Origin of the sequence: Marinomonas sp. IMCC 4694 (assembly GCF_008122525.1) — a bacterium.
GTDB lineage: Bacteria > Pseudomonadota > Gammaproteobacteria > Pseudomonadales > Marinomonadaceae > Marinomonas.
Map to the genome: position 1 here is coordinate 3,511,654 of NZ_VSRV01000001.1, position 15,287 is coordinate 3,526,940.

Below are 15,287 nucleotides of genomic sequence, written 5' to 3' on the forward strand. Positions count from 1 at the left end.
TAAAACCTTATTTCCTACTGTACCGCTAATGTTTTAGCACAATAGGGCTGAGCCAATGACTCAAAATCGCTATACCAAAGCCAGCAAAAAAGACGTCTGCCGCTAAGGGTTTCACTAGGAGAAAAATAAGCGACAATAGCATCGCTGTCATCACTAGCTTACCTGCTTCTCCACGATAAAATGATCTGATAACGTCTTTTGCCGGCCGCGTGCCTTTGTAACTAAACACCCGCCATGCCATGTAAATACTGGGCACCAGACTAGCGCAAGCGCCTAGTATAAAAGAGTACCCATACAGACCACCAGCACTGTAAATAATTCCCAAAGAAATTAAAAAAATAAGTAAAAACTGCAACAAAATGAAACGAAACACCGCCTTTTTTTTAGCGCTTAGGAGTGCACGTGCGCTTAAGGGCTTTTTTGCTTCCATTTTACAATTCTCTACCTGCACCTTAAAAGTGCAATCAATGTGACCATTTACAAAATCCGAAGCATTATAGGGGTAATAGCGACAGTGTTCAACTTAAACTGACGACCGGCGTTGCCTTGCTGATGCCTAAGAAACACAAACAACACCTCCCAGTAAGCGGTTTAAGCCCCTTTCATTAGCTCACTAATCAAGAGTTCTAGGTGATCAGAGTTCCGATATTCGATTACTAGCTTACCCTTCCCTTTTGAAGACGGCTGTATCTTAACGGCGGCATTCATTTTTTGACTAATGCGTTCAGCTTGTGCACTCAAATCAGGCAGAGCAGGCTTACCATCGTCACGTGTTTGTACCACTTGAAGATTTTTCACTAGTCGCTCAGTTTCTCGTACAGACAAAGATCTGGTAACCACCTGCGACGCGGCTTGAATTTGTTCGTCATGCTCTAAAGGTAACAAGGCTCTGGCGTGCCCCATTTCTATGTCGCCATGCTCTAATAAGCGACGTACTTCCGGCGTCAGTCCCAGTAAGCGCAGTAAATTTGCAATGGTTGAGCGTGATTTACCAACCGTATCAGCCACTTCTTGCTGAGTCAGTTGAAAATCCTCTACCAAGCGCTGCAAGGCAAACGCTTCTTCAATAGGATTAAGATCTTCTCGTTGTATATTTTCAATTAAAGCCAATACCACAGCGTCAGCGTCTTCCACATGACGAACGATTACTGGAACCTGTTTTAAGTCTGCTAATTTAGCTGCACGCCAACGTCGTTCACCCGCAATGATTTCGTACTGATTAGGGCCATTTGGGCGCACAACGATAGGCTGCATAATACCTTGTGTACGTATCGAGGCGGCTAACTCTTCTAGCTGTGCAGGGTTCATATCACGGCGAGGTTGAAATTTACCTTTGACAAGCCATTCCACTGGTAAATAGGTCAGGCCTTTAATGTGTTCACCAACCACTTCGTCTTCAGGTGTTGTCGTTGTCGCCGCTTGTGGCGCTAACAAAGCATCTAAGCCGCGGCCTAGACCTCTTTTCTTTATCGTCATTTTAGTAACCTTAATAGCGGTGAAAACACGCTTTTTAAAACTTCGTTCACGTGACCGATTTTCGAATAAACTCACCTGCTAAAGCGAGATAGGCAATGGCTCCGCGAGATTGCTTTTCATAATGTAACGCGGGCAGGCCGTAGCTGGGCGACTCTGCCAGACGAATATTTCGCGGTATAACGGTGTCATAGACTTTATCGCCAAAGTGTTTGTGCAGCTGATTAGACACATCATGAGTAAGGCTTGGCCGTGGGTCATACATGGTACGTAAGATACCGTCTACTTCAAGCGATGGATTTAACGCCTGAGTAATACGTTCTATGGTTTGCAGCAACGCCGTTAACCCTTCTAAGGCATAATATTCACATTGCACGGGGATCAGTACACCTTGCGCTGCGGCCAATGCATTGACCGTGAGCATATTCAATGAGGGTGGGCAATCCAATAAGATGAAATCAAAGTCATTATCGACTTCGTACAGACCCGCTCGCAAACGCGTTTCCTTACTGGGCAGATCCAATAAAACGACTTCGGCCCCGGTTAAATCGCCATTGGCTGGCAAAATCCAATAGTCCCCAGGTGATGTTTTTTGCATTACCTCTTTTACACCATGCGAGCCAATTAATACGTCATAAACACTGGTATCGAGGGTGCTTTTGATTAAGCCACTACCGGTTGTGGCATTGCCTTGAGGATCTAAATCGATAAGCAACACGCGACGTTTCATCGCAGCGAGAGAGGCGGCTAAGTTAACACAGGTGGTGGTTTTACCCACACCACCTTTTTGATTTGTGACGGCGATGATTCTTGCCATAGTTTAGCCTTTACGCGTCATTACAACCATGTGACGCTCCGCTTGAATAGTGGGCACGTTAAGTGGCGTAACCGATACTACTTCTACCTCAGTTGGCAGTGCCATTATTTCATCACTGGGATACACCCCCTTCATAGCCAAAAAATTACCGGACTCTTTAGGAAGCAACAACGTCCAATGAATCATATCTTGCAAGGAGGCAAACGCACGCGAAATAACATGATCGTATTGACCTTGATGTGTGTGTTTTTCGACACGTTCATTGGCAATCGTTACGTTTTGAATGCCCAATTCCATCTTAACTTGGGTTAAAAAACGCGTTTTTTTGCCATTACTGTCTAATAAAGTAACGTGTTTTTCGGGGTAACAAATAGCCAATACCATGCCAGGTAAACCAGGTCCAGTACCGACATCAATGATGGTATTACCCGTAATAAACGACAAGGTGGCTATACTGTCGAGAAGATGCAAAGAAATCATTTGCTCAATGTCTCGAATGGCGGTCAGGTTGTAGGCCTTGTTCCATTTCTCTAACATGAGAAGATACCTTACCAGCATCTGAATGGTTTCATCAGATAAAACAACGCCCATTTGTTGGGCGCTTTTTTGAATACTGTCAAAATGTGTCACAGTCAATCCATTTTATAATGAGAGCAATTTTCGCGTCTTGGCTGTTGATTCTAGGCACTTTTTCGTGCAATGGCACGTTTTTTCAAGTGAATAAGCAATAACGAAACCGCCGCCGGAGTGACACCCTGAATGCGTGAGGCTGCCGCGAGGGTTTCTGGTCGTAACTGGGTCAGTTTTTGTTTGATCTCATTAGACAAGCCTTCCATTTTGGAATAGTCCAAATCTTCGGGTAAAACGGTATTTTCTTGACGACGTAAACGTTCAATGTCTTCAGCTTGTCGAGAAATATAACCTGCGTATTTTACAGCGATCTGAACTTGTTCGGAAACTTGTTCATCTACAGCTTGATCAGGCACATTTTTTAAATGAGCCACATCAGCATACACAACATTTGGACGCTTTAATAAGTCTAGTAGACTGTATTCATGATGAATCGGGGTTTCTAATTTCGGGTTAATTACGGCCGCTTCAGGTGAATTCGGTACGATCCAGCTGGATTTCAAACGTTGTGTTTCGATTTCGATAGCTTCACGTTTTTTGCAAAATGCGGCCCAGCGCTCATCGGATACCATACCCAGTTCACGCCCTTTTTCCGTTAAACGAAGGTCGGCATTGTCTTCACGTAAAATAAGACGGTATTCCGCGCGACTGGTGAACATTCTATACGGCTCTTTGGTACCCATAGAAATTAGATCGTCCACCAATACACCAAGGTAAGCCTCGTCACGACGAGGCGTCCAAGCGTCTTTGTCTTGCGCCAACCGTGCCGCATTTAGCCCTGCCAGTAAGCCTTGAGCACCCGCTTCTTCGTATCCTGTTGTTCCGTTAATTTGTCCAGCAAAAAACAACCCTGGCATGTGTTTTGTTTCCAGTGAATATTTCAAATCTTGAGGATTAAAGTAATCGTATTCAATGGCGTAACCGGGGCGCGTTATATGAGCATTTTGCATCCCTTTCATCGACCGAACTAACTCAATTTGCACATCAAAAGGCAAGGAAGTAGAAATGCCATTTGGGTACAATTCATGGGTGGTTAGCCCTTCCGGTTCAATAAAAATCTGATGCGAATTTTTATCGGCAAATCGTACTATTTTATCTTCTATCGATGGGCAATAACGTGGGCCAACGCCCTCAATCACTCCAGTGTACATAGGAGATCGATCCATGCCTGCACGAATGATGTCGTGAGTGACCTCGTTCGTGTGTGTAATAAAACATTCTATTTGTCTTGGGTGCAAAGCGCGGCTGCCCATGTAGGACATGATCGGAGTAATGTCATCACCGGGCTGTGCTTGCATTTGTGAAAAATCAACAGAGCGGGCGTCAATCCGTGGCGGTGTACCTGTTTTTAATCGATCAACGCGAAACGGCAATACCCGTAATTTTTCAGCCAATCCTATTGATGGGAGTTCACCGGCTCGTCCACCAGAGTGATTTTTTAATCCAATATGAATGATGCCACCGAGGAAAGTCCCGGCGGTAAGCACGACTGTTTTACTGTTAAAACGAATCCCTGTTTGCGTTACCACCCCTCGTGCGGCCCCATCTTCAACAATAAGATCTTCAACAGACTGCTGAAACAACCAAAGGTTAGGTTGATTTTCCAACGAATGTCGAATGGCAGCCTTGTATAAAATACGATCGGCTTGGGCTCGTGTTGCTCTAACGGCAGGCCCCTTTCGAGAATTTAAAGTACGAAATTGAATGCCTGCTTTATCCGTAGCGAGAGCCATAACGCCGTCTAATGCATCAATTTCTTTTACTAAATGTGACTTTCCAATCCCTCCAATGGCTGGGTTACAGGACATTTGCCCTAAAGTTTCAATGTTGTGGGAAAGTAACAACGTTTTTACACCCATACGCGCGGCGGCCAATGCCGCTTCGGTACCAGCATGACCGCCACCAACTACAATCACATCAAAGCGACTTGGGAAATCCACATAAACCTCAGTATTACAAATAAATTAAACACAATGAGTGACAATCAATCAGTCATCGATCAGGGCGCTTAGTATATAGGCAAATTACCAAAAAGATAGAGATCCACCCTCAGTTACCCGGTCATCAATATTAATATAATTAAGTAAGTATATAAGATCTTTTATGTTTGTTATGTTTATATAGTAAGCGAAATTCTGTGGGTAACATTTTTTTTTCATTATAAATCATCTACTTCTGACGATAATAACTTGTTAATTACCCCCTTCCTTTCCTGTTGTGTGGATAACCTATTCCTGTGCATAAAAGTGATAGTTATACACTTTGATATTTTATGTGCTGAGTTGTTAAAAACTGTGCAAAACTTCTTATCAAGCTATCACCATACTTATCAACAGTCTGTTTTTGGTTTGAGTTTGTCGCTATCTTTATGTTTAATAACATATTATTCGTTTTTTTTGATGGTTAACTGTCGTTTTTGATAAAATTTAATCCACAAGTAAATAAATAAAAAAATGCCATTTAACTGCCCTTTTTCTGTAACACTAATGTGAATAATTACACTAAACCCCGTTTTACGGGTGTATGAGTCGTTGTGGAGAAAGAAAGACCATTCGAAAATATCCACTTGTGCGTAACTATTTTTCGTCGTTATTTTTATCAGATCAAACGACCAAAATAAGGCTTATTGTGATTGAGTGAGTAGGTATCGTTCGGTCTTTAAGTATGCGTGCCATGTTTTGTGCGTGGATCCCACGGGGGTGGGAAAAGAGGGCCGCTTCTGTCTTAATTAACCGGTTAGGATGGCAACAGCGGGGGCGGTCAAGCGAACTTTCTCGCTTTTTTAAATAGAGCAAAAAAAAACGCCTGTGAAGGCGTTTTAACGATTAACCGATTTTAAAACAACATCAAGAAGCGTGATTAAATGTCTTTTTTCAAACTCTTCATATCAATGATAAAACGGTATTTTACGTCGCCTTTTTTCATACGTTGATACGCTTGGTTAATGTCTTGGATATTGATCATCTCTGCGTCACATTCAATGTTGTGTTCGGCACAAAAATCCAACATTTCTTGTGTTTCTGCAATACCACCAATCATAGAACCTGTAATGGTACGACGTTTCGAAATTAAACTTGCTGTGTGAGGCGCAGGTTCCATCGGCTCTACCAAACCAACGAGAATATGGACACCGTCCACTTTTAGGCAATTAAGATAGCCAGTTAACTCATGCTGTACAGGAATTGTATCTAATAAGTAGTCAAACGTCATTGCAGCAGCTGCCATTTGCGCATCGTCCGTTGAAACAATCACATGATCAGCACCTTGTTTTTTTGCTTCCGCAATCTTGCTTTCAGAACGAGTGAAAATAGTTACTTCTGCACCAAAGGCTTTGGCGAATTTCACCCCCATATGGCCTAAGCCACCCATTCCTAAAATACCCACTTTATCGCCAGCTTTAATGTCGTGATGACGAAGTGGTGAATAGGTCGTAATTCCTGCACACAACAGAGGAGCGGCTTTACTTAATGCCAAAGCTTCAGGAATGGACAGGACAAATTTTTCACGCACAACGATATGATCAGAATAACCGCCGTAGGTTAAAGTGCCGTCGATTAAGTCGTTAAAACCATAAGTGCCAACCATGCCATTATCACAATATTGCTCTAAATCTGCTGCGCAGTGTGTACAGTGCTGACAAGAGTCGACCATACAACCCACGCCAACAATATCGCCTACTTTGTATTTACTTACTTTACTGCCGATCTCTGTGACTCGGCCGACAATTTCATGTCCGGGAACAATAGGGTAAGTGCTTGGCCCCCAGTCACTTTCAGCAACGTGAATGTCTGAGTGACAGACACCACAATAAAGAATATCAATGTTTACATCGTCTTCACGAAGGGCGCGGCGCTCAAATGAAAATGGTACTAAAGGGGTTGTTGCAGACAGTGCTGCATAGGATTTTGTATGGCTCATAAAGGGTTACTCCAGTACGTGAATATCAATTAGTATGCTGTTCATTGTAAAGCAAAGTGCTTCGTTTTGTGTTGTGCATTATTCTTATATTTTTGCCTATTTCTCTGAATAAACAAAAATTAACTTTTATTACTAACTCTAAAAACGATAATGTATCTATTGAATTTTAGAAAGCAAGGCAGACCTATGGCAGACAGTCATTTAATTAATTTGATCAAACCATTGGTTGATGATGATGGTTTTTGCGACACACTGATTCCCAATGTGCGACTGATGAAATGCGCAAAATCGATTCCTAGAATGCCCTTTATGTATCGACCAGGGCTTACTATTATCGCTCAAGGGCAAAAAATTGGTTATTTCGGAGACAAAGAGATTCATTACAATCCTGGGCATTTTTTGGTGCAATCTCTGCCTTTGCCTTTTGAGTGTGAAACATTTGCCACTTTAGAACAGCCACTTTTAGGCATATCAATTGATGTTAATTTTGCTTTATTATCTGAGTTGGTTTCTGACTCCTTAGACGACTATACTGAGCAAAGTACCCCTAGTTGTCCTATGTCTTCAGTACCTGTCAGCCAGGATATGGCAGCCGCATTGGTTCGTTTGGTGCGTGCGATGTACGATCCTAGAACCGCAAAAATAATGGGCGCCAGTCGTGTTCGAGAAGTTATTTTTGAAGCACTTCAAAACCCAGAAGCAAACGTATTAAGAGAGTTGGTTGTTAATCAAGGTCAGTTTTCTCGTATTGTTCAATGTGTCCAAAAAATGAATGCATTGTTAAACCAAGAAGTTCGAGTTGAAAAGTTGGCGGAAGAAGCCAATATGAGTGTTTCTAGCTTTCATCATCACTTTAAAAATGTGAGTGGTTCTTCGCCTTTGCAATATTTAAAGCAATTACGTCTGCTAAAAGCCCAAATGTTATTGAACCAAGGAGGCCTTAATGTGGGGCAAATTGGTTTTGAGGTGGGGTATAAAAGTATTCACCAATTTAGTCGAGATTATAAGCGCTATTTTGGATCGCCACCCACTCAAGACAAACAGAGAGAAAATGCAGTCGTGTAGGCTTCTTCTACGGATCATGGATTTTACACTTGAATTTAATAGACGATCAGTCTAAATTAGTCTTTATCGTATTTCCCTGTCAGGTAAAACACTTGCTTACTATCCTTGATGCCCCAACCACCATCCATCGACCTAACAAGCCTCGTCGTGGGCGGCCCAAAAAGCAGCCAACAGACACTTTAGATACTCGAGATGCGCTTTTACGCGCTGGTATGTTGATGCTGACAGAATCGGGTTTTACCCGCAGCGGTATCGATCCTATTTTAAAATCGATCGGTGTGCCAAAGGGGTCTTTTTATCATTACTTCTCTAGTAAAGAGGTCTTTGGTTTGGCGGTTTTAGCTCGTTATCGTCGTTATTTTGAAGCCAAGCTGGATTATTTTTTATTAGATGATGCCTTTCCACCGTTAGTGCGTCTGCAGCGCTTTGCCCAAGATGCTCAAGACGGCATCATTCGCCATGATTACAAACGTGGCTGTTTAGTCGGAAATTTAGAACAAGAGTCGACACACTTGTCGGATGAGTTGCGAGAACAGCTTCAACAAACCTACCAAAGCTGGCAGATTCGCGTGGCTGCTAGTCTTCAACTTGCTTTAGACAAAGGGGATGTTGTCCTGTTGGACTCCATTGAAAACACATCCCAAGCATTTTGGGTTGGTTGGGAGGGCGCGGTGCATCGAACACGCTTAATGAAAAATACACAACCATTATCTGTGTTTCTACATTTCTTTATTCAGGCGATTAAAGTGAAATAGCCTTGTTATTTTTTAGCGCCAAGCACTTAGGCTTGGTTTTTTTAGCGAATTAAATAGACGACCAGTCTAAAAAGGAGTTGTTATGTTTCAAGGTATTCTCATTACTCAAGAAAACAAAAAAAGTGTGGCATCAGTGGTTGAGCTTAATGACGATCAGCTACCCGAAGGGGATGTATTGGTTGAAGTTCATTACAGCACGCTAAATTACAAAGATGGCTTAGCCATCACTGGCAAGTCCCCTGTTGTGCGTTCTTTTCCCATGGTGCCGGGCATAGATTTAGTGGGTAAGGTCTTACAAAGTCACTCTGAACGATTTTCTGAAGGTGATTTTGTCATACTGAACGGCTTTGGGGTTGGCGAAATGCATTGGGGCGGCTTAGCTGAAAAAGCGCGGCTTAAAAGCGACTGGCTTATTCCGCTTCCGAAAGGTATAGACGCTAAGCAATCGATGGCAATAGGTACAGCAGGTTATACCGCTATGTTGTCGGTTTTAGCGCTTGAAAAACAAGGTGTGACACCGGATTCTGGTGAGATTTTAGTGACAGGGGCAAACGGTGGCGTGGGCAGCTATGCAATACGTTTGCTTAATCGATTGGGCTATCAGGTTGTGGCGTCGACGGGACGAATGGCGGAAAGCGATTATTTGAAAAATCTGGGTGCGAGCGACATCATCGATCGAAACACACTGTCTGAGCCAGGTAAACCCTTACAAAAAGAGCGTTGGGCGGGCGTTATCGACTGCGTCGGAAGCCACACTTTAGCCAACGCTTGCGCAAGCACAAAATACGGCGGCGTAGTAACCGCTTGTGGCTTAGCGCAAGGCATGGACTTCCCTGCTTCCGTCGCGCCGTTCATTTTGCGCGGTGTCAAACTCATCGGCATTGACAGCGTTATGCGACCATTAACGGATCGCATTGAAGCATGGCAGCGCCTGAGTGAACTATTGCAGGCCGAAGATTATGATGCAATCAGTGCGGAAATCACGCTTGACCAAGTGGTTGAAACGGCCCATAAATTGCTTGATGGAAAGGTACGTGGTCGAGTATTGGTGAAGGTAAAAGGGTAATCTATTGCTGTTTTTTCATCGCTAAGGCCGGTATTCCAACAGTAAGGATTAACTATGAAGATTGTGATTGCTCCCGATTCGTTTAAAGAAAGTTTAACGGCACTCGAGGTCGCTGATGCGATTGAAACGGGTTTTCGTCAGGTATTTCCTCGTGCGGACTATCTCAAAGTTCCGATGGCGGATGGGGGGGAAGGAACAGTGCAATCCATGGTGGATGCGACTCAAGGTCATTTTATTGACCTTGAAGTAACCGGACCGTTGGGCAATAGAGTCATGGCGCAATACGGTATTTTGGGGGCGGTAGATGGCCAAGAGCCGACCACCGCGGTGATCGAAATGGCGTCTGCTTCAGGCCTTCATCTGGTGCCGCGAGAGCAGCGAGATCCTCGTTATACCACAAGCTTCGGAACGGGTGAGCTGATAAAAGACGCTCTTAACCGAGGCATCAAACACATTATTCTTGGTTTAGGTGGCAGTGCAACCAATGACGCTGGCGTTGGTCTGGCACAAGCATTGGGCATTCAATTCCTAGACGAGAATCATCAAGAACTGCCCTTTGGCGGCATGGCGCTCGCACAATTGAGTCATGTTGATGTGAGCCAAGCGCACCCTCTTCTATCAGAATGCCGCTTCGACGTCGCTTGTGACGTGGATAATCCGTTATGTGGTGAACGTGGTGCTTCGGCTATTTTTGGTCCACAAAAAGGCGCTACGCCAGAAATAGTGTCTTTGCTCGACGATACCTTGGCGCATTTTGCTGATGTTTTGGTGCAAAGCGGTTTTGCGGATCACCGACTGGACGCTGGCGCTGGTGCGGCAGGTGGCATGGGACTGGGGGCGAAAGTCTTTCTCAATGCGATGTTAAAACCAGGCATCGAGATTGTCATGGATACAGTGGGTTTAGTGAACAAGTTACAGGGAGCAGACTTGGTGATTACCGGTGAAGGCCGGCTTGATGGTCAAACAGTGTTTGGTAAAACGCCTATGGGGGTGTTAAAACAAGCGAATGCTCAAAACATCCCAGCCATTGGCATCGCGGGCAGTTTGGGCCAAGATGCCGAGGCAATTTTGGCTCACGGCATGTTGGCGATATTCCCTATTATTCCGGCGCTAGATAGCTTGGATAACGTCTTAACACAAGGCGAGCAAAACCTGATCACCACTGCTCGTAACGTGGCGGCGGTGATCAAGTTAGGACAAGGGTTGCACTGAAATCAGCCCTTATTTCAGTGATTACTTACCGATACAAAACGAGCCAAAGATGCGACCCAGTAAATCATCACTGGTAAACGCGCCGGTGATTTCACTTAACGCTTGTTGGGCTTCTTTTAAATCTTCCGCGAGCAATTCCCCTGCGCCGTAGCCGTGAAGTTGTTCATCTCCGGCGTCTAAAAAGCGTTTTGCTTTATTGAGCGCTTCGATGTGACGGCGGCGAGCGATAAAACCCCCTTCAGTCGTGCTGTCGAAGCCCATAACCGCTTTTAGATGGTCAGTAAGATGATTAACGCCCTCCCCTGTTTTTGCTGACAAGGAGATCACAGGGACGCCTGAGACCATTTCGATTCCTGTGCTTTCTTTGGTTAAATCGACTTTATTTCGCACCAGCGTTAAATGTTCGGTGCCGCCAAGTTGGTCGATGAAATCGGGCCAAATCTCGTTTGGGTTTTTGCTGTCGATGGATTGGCTGTCGACCATCATTAAAATACGATCGGCTTTGCTGATTTCATCCCACGCGCGCTGAATTCCGATGCGCTCTACTTCGTCTGGACTGTCGCGTAACCCCGCGGTGTCGATAATGTGCAGCGGCATGCCATCCAAGTGAATGTGCTCGCGCAAGACGTCACGTGTTGTGCCTTCGATGTGGGTCACGATGGCGGATTCTTTGCCTGATAAGGCGTTGAGTAAGCTGGATTTCCCCGCATTCGGTCGTCCTGCGATGACGACGTTCATGCCTTCACGAATCAAGGCGCCTTGGTTGGCTTCTTTTAAAACGGTTTGCAGTTTGGCTTGAATCCCAGCCAATTCCGCGGCGACTTTTCCGTCACCGATAAAGTCGATTTCTTCTTCTGGAAAATCAATGGCCGCTTCCACGTAAATACGCAGATGAATCAAGGCTTCGACCAGTTCGTCCACGCGTTTCGAAAAGGCGCCTTGCAAGGAGCGTAACGCGCATTTCGCGGCTTGTTCTGAGGTGCTGTCGATCAAGTCAGCGATGGCTTCCGCTTGCGTTAAGTCCATTTTGTCGTTCATGAAAGCGCGTTCGGAAAACTCGCCCGGGCGTGCTAAACGGGCACCTAGTGCCACACAGTGACTCAGTAGCATGTCCATAATCACAGGGCCGCCGTGGCCTTGCAATTCAAAGACGTCTTCGCCAGTAAACGAGTTTGGCCCCGGAAAATACAAGGCGATGCCTTCATCCAGTTGTTCTTGATTCGTGGTTTTAAACGGCACGTAATGGGCGTAGCGTGGTTTCGGTTCAAAGCCGACTATTTGTTTGGCGATGGCAAGGCTTTTTGGGCCTGATAAACGAATGATCCCTACGCCACCTCGCCCAGGAGCGGTGGCTTGCGCGGCAATCGTGTCTTGGTCTGTGGCGTATTGGAAATCGGTCATAATCAAACTCTGTGCGATGAACTAGAAAAAGGAATGAGTAGAAATTATCGTCATTGTCCATTAGCTGGGAAATCATGGCAATCTAAACGTAAAAAAGGCTTCCATTGGGAAGCCTTTTTTATCGAAGAGCAGATTAACGCGAGTGCGTTACGCCTCTCGTTCGATACGTTTAGTAATGATGTACTGCTGAATGATCGACAAGCTGTTGTTTGTTACCCAGTACAAAACGAGACCGGCTGGGAACCACAAGAAGAAGAACGTAAATGCGATAGGCATAATCTTCATGATGCGAGCTTGCATTGGATCTGGCGGTGTTGGGTTCAACATTTGTTGTCCCATCATACTTAAACCCATTAAGATAGGCAGTATAAAGTAAGGATCCATTACTGATAAGTCATTGATCCATAAGAAAAATGGTGCATGACGTAACTCAACAGACTCCATGAGTACCCAGTACAAAGAAAGGAAAACCGGCATTTGCACCAAGATAGGCAAGCAGCCACCCAATGGGTTTATCTTCTCTTTTTTGTACAATGCCATCATTTCTTGGGACATTTTTTGGCGATCATCGCCGTGCTTTTCTTTAAGTTTAGCGATCTCTGGGCCAAATTTACGCATTTTTGCCATTGAACGATAGCTAGCAGCAGAGAGCTTAAAGAAGATGGCTTTTACACATACCACGATCAAAATAATGGCAATACCCCAGTTGATCACGAAAGATTGAATCAGTGTCAACAACCAAAACAAGGGTTTCGCCAACCACCATAACCAGCCGTAATCTACGGTTAATTCTAAATTTTCAGCCGTGTCCTGTAGGTGATCTTGCAATTTCGGTCCCACATAAAATGTCGAACTCAATGTGCCCTGCTTACCCGGTGCTATTTCTACCGGCGAGCCAGTAAAACCGATGATATTAAAATCACCATTGGTTCTAGCTTGCATCGTGACTTTTTGGCCTTGCTCTGGAATCCAAGCAGACACAAAATAATGCTGAAGAACGGCAACCCAGCCTTGGGTCGTGGTGGTTTTGACCGGTTCATCCTTCATGTCAGAGAAAGACACTTTACTGTATTTTGTTTGTTCATCCGAAATAGCACCTCCTAAATAAGGCTGCAGGCCCATACTGGTGGCTTGGCTAGGATCGGGTGTGTTATCGCGTTTTATTTGCGCAAACAAATTACCACGCCACATAGTGGAGGCCGTATTGTCTACGGTAATTAATTGGCGAATACGGTATTTACCCTTCATAAAACGAAACGTTTTGGTGTATTTTACGCCGCTCGCATCGGTGTAATACAAATTGACATCGAGAGAGTCGTCTCCTTCAGCCAAACGGTAAGTGGTTTGTTCAGACTGGTAAACAGGACGGCCATCCGCTGAAGCATCGGGACCATTCTGACCCACTAGGCCACTTTGACTGACGTAAGTTCGTTCGACGCCGTCTTCTAAAATAACAAAAGGATCAGGTTTGCCTAATTCTTTTTTGTATTGTAGAAGGGCGGCAGCCACTAAGTCACCACCCACAGGGTTGATAGAGACACGAAGCGTATCCGTCGTCACCTCAATCAATTTCCCTGGTGCAATGATTTTTGCACTTTGTGGGATTTCGGCGTTGGCATTGACTGCGCTTTGAGTTGCCACAGGCAAATCAGTGCTCGTTTGAGTATTTGTCTCGGTTTGAGACGGTGTGCTTTGAACTACGCTCTGAGTGGACTGTGGGCCATAATCTTGGCTCCACTGCAAAAACAGCATGTAGCCACTGATAAAAAGCGCACCCCATAAAAAGTAACGTCTGTAATCCATGGTATTCAACTAATTTGTTTGGTTGGACGATAGGTTCACGGAACCCTTATAAAAATCACGCGCTATTAAACCAGCCTTTGGCAGTTTTTTCAGCCTATTTTTACGTAGACTGCTCGTGTTTTTTGCTTTGAGGTGATTTTAGGGCTTTTTTGGCTAATTGCCCCCATGCCTTGTCGAGTCGGTTGTGTAAATCGACGTTTTCCAGCTCTTTGATGCCTTGCCGTGCTAAAAAAACAATATCAAGACCAGAAAGAGGGGTTTTGTGATGGCGAAATGAATTACGTACCAAGCGTTTGATACGGTTCCGGCCTACCGCACGTTTGTCCGTTTTTTTCGACACAATAAGACCTAACCGAGTTTGGTTGTCATCTCGTTTGCGTGCCAATAAAAGAAATTCGCCAGCGAAGACTTTGGAAGAAGTGTCGTTAAAGACGGATTGATAATCCTCGGCATTCAGAAGTCTGACGTGCCGAGGAAAACAATAGTCGGTCATCGGCGTGTTTATGCGCTTAGTACCTTGCGGCCGCGAGCACGGCGACGAGCGATAACTTGACGTCCGCCTTTAGTTGCCATACGAGCACGGAAACCGTGGTTGCGTTTGCGTTTTAGAACGCTCGGTTGAAAAGTTCTTTTCATCTTAATTCTCTCACTGAATGCAGTGTTTGAGTTTTGAGGGTTAGCAGTCGCCAAGCCTCTACCATTGATTGGTCAAATCAGGGCGCGGATTTTAGAGCCTTTCCTTAGTAAATTCAATGCTTAGCGAGGTTTAATTATCAAAAAAGAAACGCACATATCATCCAGTAGTTACACACAGGGTTACATTTTTTAAGTGGATAACCCCCGCGTATTTTATTTTATTTATCCACAGATTGGTTTTTTTACGATGATATGTGTATAAAAAACAGGAGGATAAAAACTTATCCACTTGTGTGTTTTTGTAAAATAATTCAATGTTTACTTGTGGGTAAAGGTGCTTTTTATACACATCCTGGTGCGTTTATCTACTGGTGTGCATAACTCTGCTTGTTATCAACTGTGTGTCGTCGCCATCGCGATTGGGTTTTTTTCGATTTATATGTGGATAACTTTTAGTGGTCGATGTAATATCCGCTTCTTGTCTGTCACTCAACCAGGGAGTACGTTTACA

General features: G+C 44.5%; 14 protein-coding genes. 4 read left to right on the plus strand and 10 right to left on the minus strand.

Features of this window, described 5'->3' with window-relative positions; genetic code table 11:
* Nucleotides 1-25: 25 nt before the first annotated feature.
* From FXV75_RS16170 to FXV75_RS16195, 6 genes are all read right to left on the minus strand, one after another.
* Nucleotides 26-430 carry an ATP synthase subunit I gene (locus tag FXV75_RS16170; RefSeq protein WP_148835066.1) on the minus strand — a complete coding sequence of 135 codons (405 nt, stop codon included), beginning with the start codon at nucleotides 428-430 and terminating at the stop codon, nucleotides 26-28.
* A gap of 161 nt (nucleotides 431-591) precedes the next feature.
* Nucleotides 592-1,476, minus strand: coding sequence for a ParB/RepB/Spo0J family partition protein (locus tag FXV75_RS16175; protein ID WP_148835068.1), 885 nt, complete (start codon nucleotides 1,474-1,476; stop codon nucleotides 592-594).
* Nucleotides 1,477-1,522: 46 nt separating this feature from the next.
* Complete coding sequence (locus tag FXV75_RS16180) at nucleotides 1,523-2,290, minus strand: ParA family protein (protein WP_148835070.1); 768 nt, start codon at nucleotides 2,288-2,290, stop codon at nucleotides 1,523-1,525.
* Between the two features lie 3 nt (nucleotides 2,291-2,293).
* Nucleotides 2,294-2,920, minus strand: a complete 627-nt coding sequence (rsmG, locus tag FXV75_RS16185) for a 16S rRNA (guanine(527)-N(7))-methyltransferase RsmG (RefSeq protein WP_148835072.1) — start codon at nucleotides 2,918-2,920, stop codon at nucleotides 2,294-2,296.
* 50 nt (nucleotides 2,921-2,970) lie between these two features.
* Nucleotides 2,971-4,860, minus strand: coding sequence for a tRNA uridine-5-carboxymethylaminomethyl(34) synthesis enzyme MnmG (mnmG, locus tag FXV75_RS16190; RefSeq protein WP_148835074.1), 1,890 nt, complete (start codon nucleotides 4,858-4,860; stop codon nucleotides 2,971-2,973).
* 919 nt (nucleotides 4,861-5,779) lie between these two features.
* Nucleotides 5,780-6,838, minus strand: coding sequence for an NAD(P)-dependent alcohol dehydrogenase (locus FXV75_RS16195; protein ID WP_148835076.1), 1,059 nt, complete (start codon nucleotides 6,836-6,838; stop codon nucleotides 5,780-5,782).
* Between the two features lie 186 nt (nucleotides 6,839-7,024).
* Between FXV75_RS16195 and FXV75_RS16200 the strand changes: the two genes are divergently transcribed.
* The 4 genes from FXV75_RS16200 to FXV75_RS16215 all read left to right on the plus strand — a co-directional run bounded on the left by FXV75_RS16200 (nucleotide 7,025) and on the right by FXV75_RS16215 (nucleotide 10,936).
* Nucleotides 7,025-7,903 (plus strand): AraC family transcriptional regulator, encoded by an 879-nt coding sequence (locus FXV75_RS16200; RefSeq protein WP_148835079.1) that lies wholly within the window; start codon nucleotides 7,025-7,027, stop codon nucleotides 7,901-7,903.
* Nucleotides 7,904-7,932: 29 nt separating this feature from the next.
* A complete protein-coding gene (locus FXV75_RS16205) occupies nucleotides 7,933-8,658 on the plus strand; it encodes a TetR/AcrR family transcriptional regulator (RefSeq protein WP_262368588.1) in 726 nt (241 codons plus the stop codon).
* 82 nt (nucleotides 8,659-8,740) lie between these two features.
* On the plus strand, nucleotides 8,741-9,724 hold the full coding sequence (locus tag FXV75_RS16210; protein WP_148835081.1) for an MDR family oxidoreductase: 984 nt from the start codon (nucleotides 8,741-8,743) through the stop codon (nucleotides 9,722-9,724).
* A gap of 54 nt (nucleotides 9,725-9,778) precedes the next feature.
* Entirely contained in the window at nucleotides 9,779-10,936 is a 1,158-nt protein-coding gene (locus FXV75_RS16215; protein WP_148835083.1) for a glycerate kinase, read from the plus strand.
* Nucleotides 10,937-10,957: 21 nt separating this feature from the next.
* Here the strand turns inward: FXV75_RS16215 and mnmE are convergent, their stop codons facing one another.
* The 4 genes from mnmE to rpmH all read right to left on the minus strand — a co-directional run bounded on the left by mnmE (nucleotide 10,958) and on the right by rpmH (nucleotide 14,776).
* Nucleotides 10,958-12,337 (minus strand): tRNA uridine-5-carboxymethylaminomethyl(34) synthesis GTPase MnmE, encoded by a 1,380-nt coding sequence (gene mnmE / locus FXV75_RS16220; RefSeq protein ID WP_148835085.1) that lies wholly within the window; start codon nucleotides 12,335-12,337, stop codon nucleotides 10,958-10,960.
* 147 nt (nucleotides 12,338-12,484) lie between these two features.
* Complete coding sequence (gene yidC, locus FXV75_RS16225; RefSeq protein ID WP_148835087.1) at nucleotides 12,485-14,140, minus strand: membrane protein insertase YidC; 1,656 nt, start codon at nucleotides 14,138-14,140, stop codon at nucleotides 12,485-12,487.
* 100 nt (nucleotides 14,141-14,240) lie between these two features.
* Nucleotides 14,241-14,633 (minus strand): ribonuclease P protein component, encoded by a 393-nt coding sequence (rnpA, locus tag FXV75_RS16230; protein ID WP_148835089.1) that lies wholly within the window; start codon nucleotides 14,631-14,633, stop codon nucleotides 14,241-14,243.
* 8 nt (nucleotides 14,634-14,641) lie between these two features.
* The gene (rpmH, locus tag FXV75_RS16235) at nucleotides 14,642-14,776 is read right to left on the minus strand and encodes a 50S ribosomal protein L34 (RefSeq protein ID WP_012072147.1); all 135 of its coding nucleotides are present in this window, start codon (nucleotides 14,774-14,776) and stop codon (nucleotides 14,642-14,644) included.
* Nucleotides 14,777-15,287 lie beyond the last annotated feature (511 nt).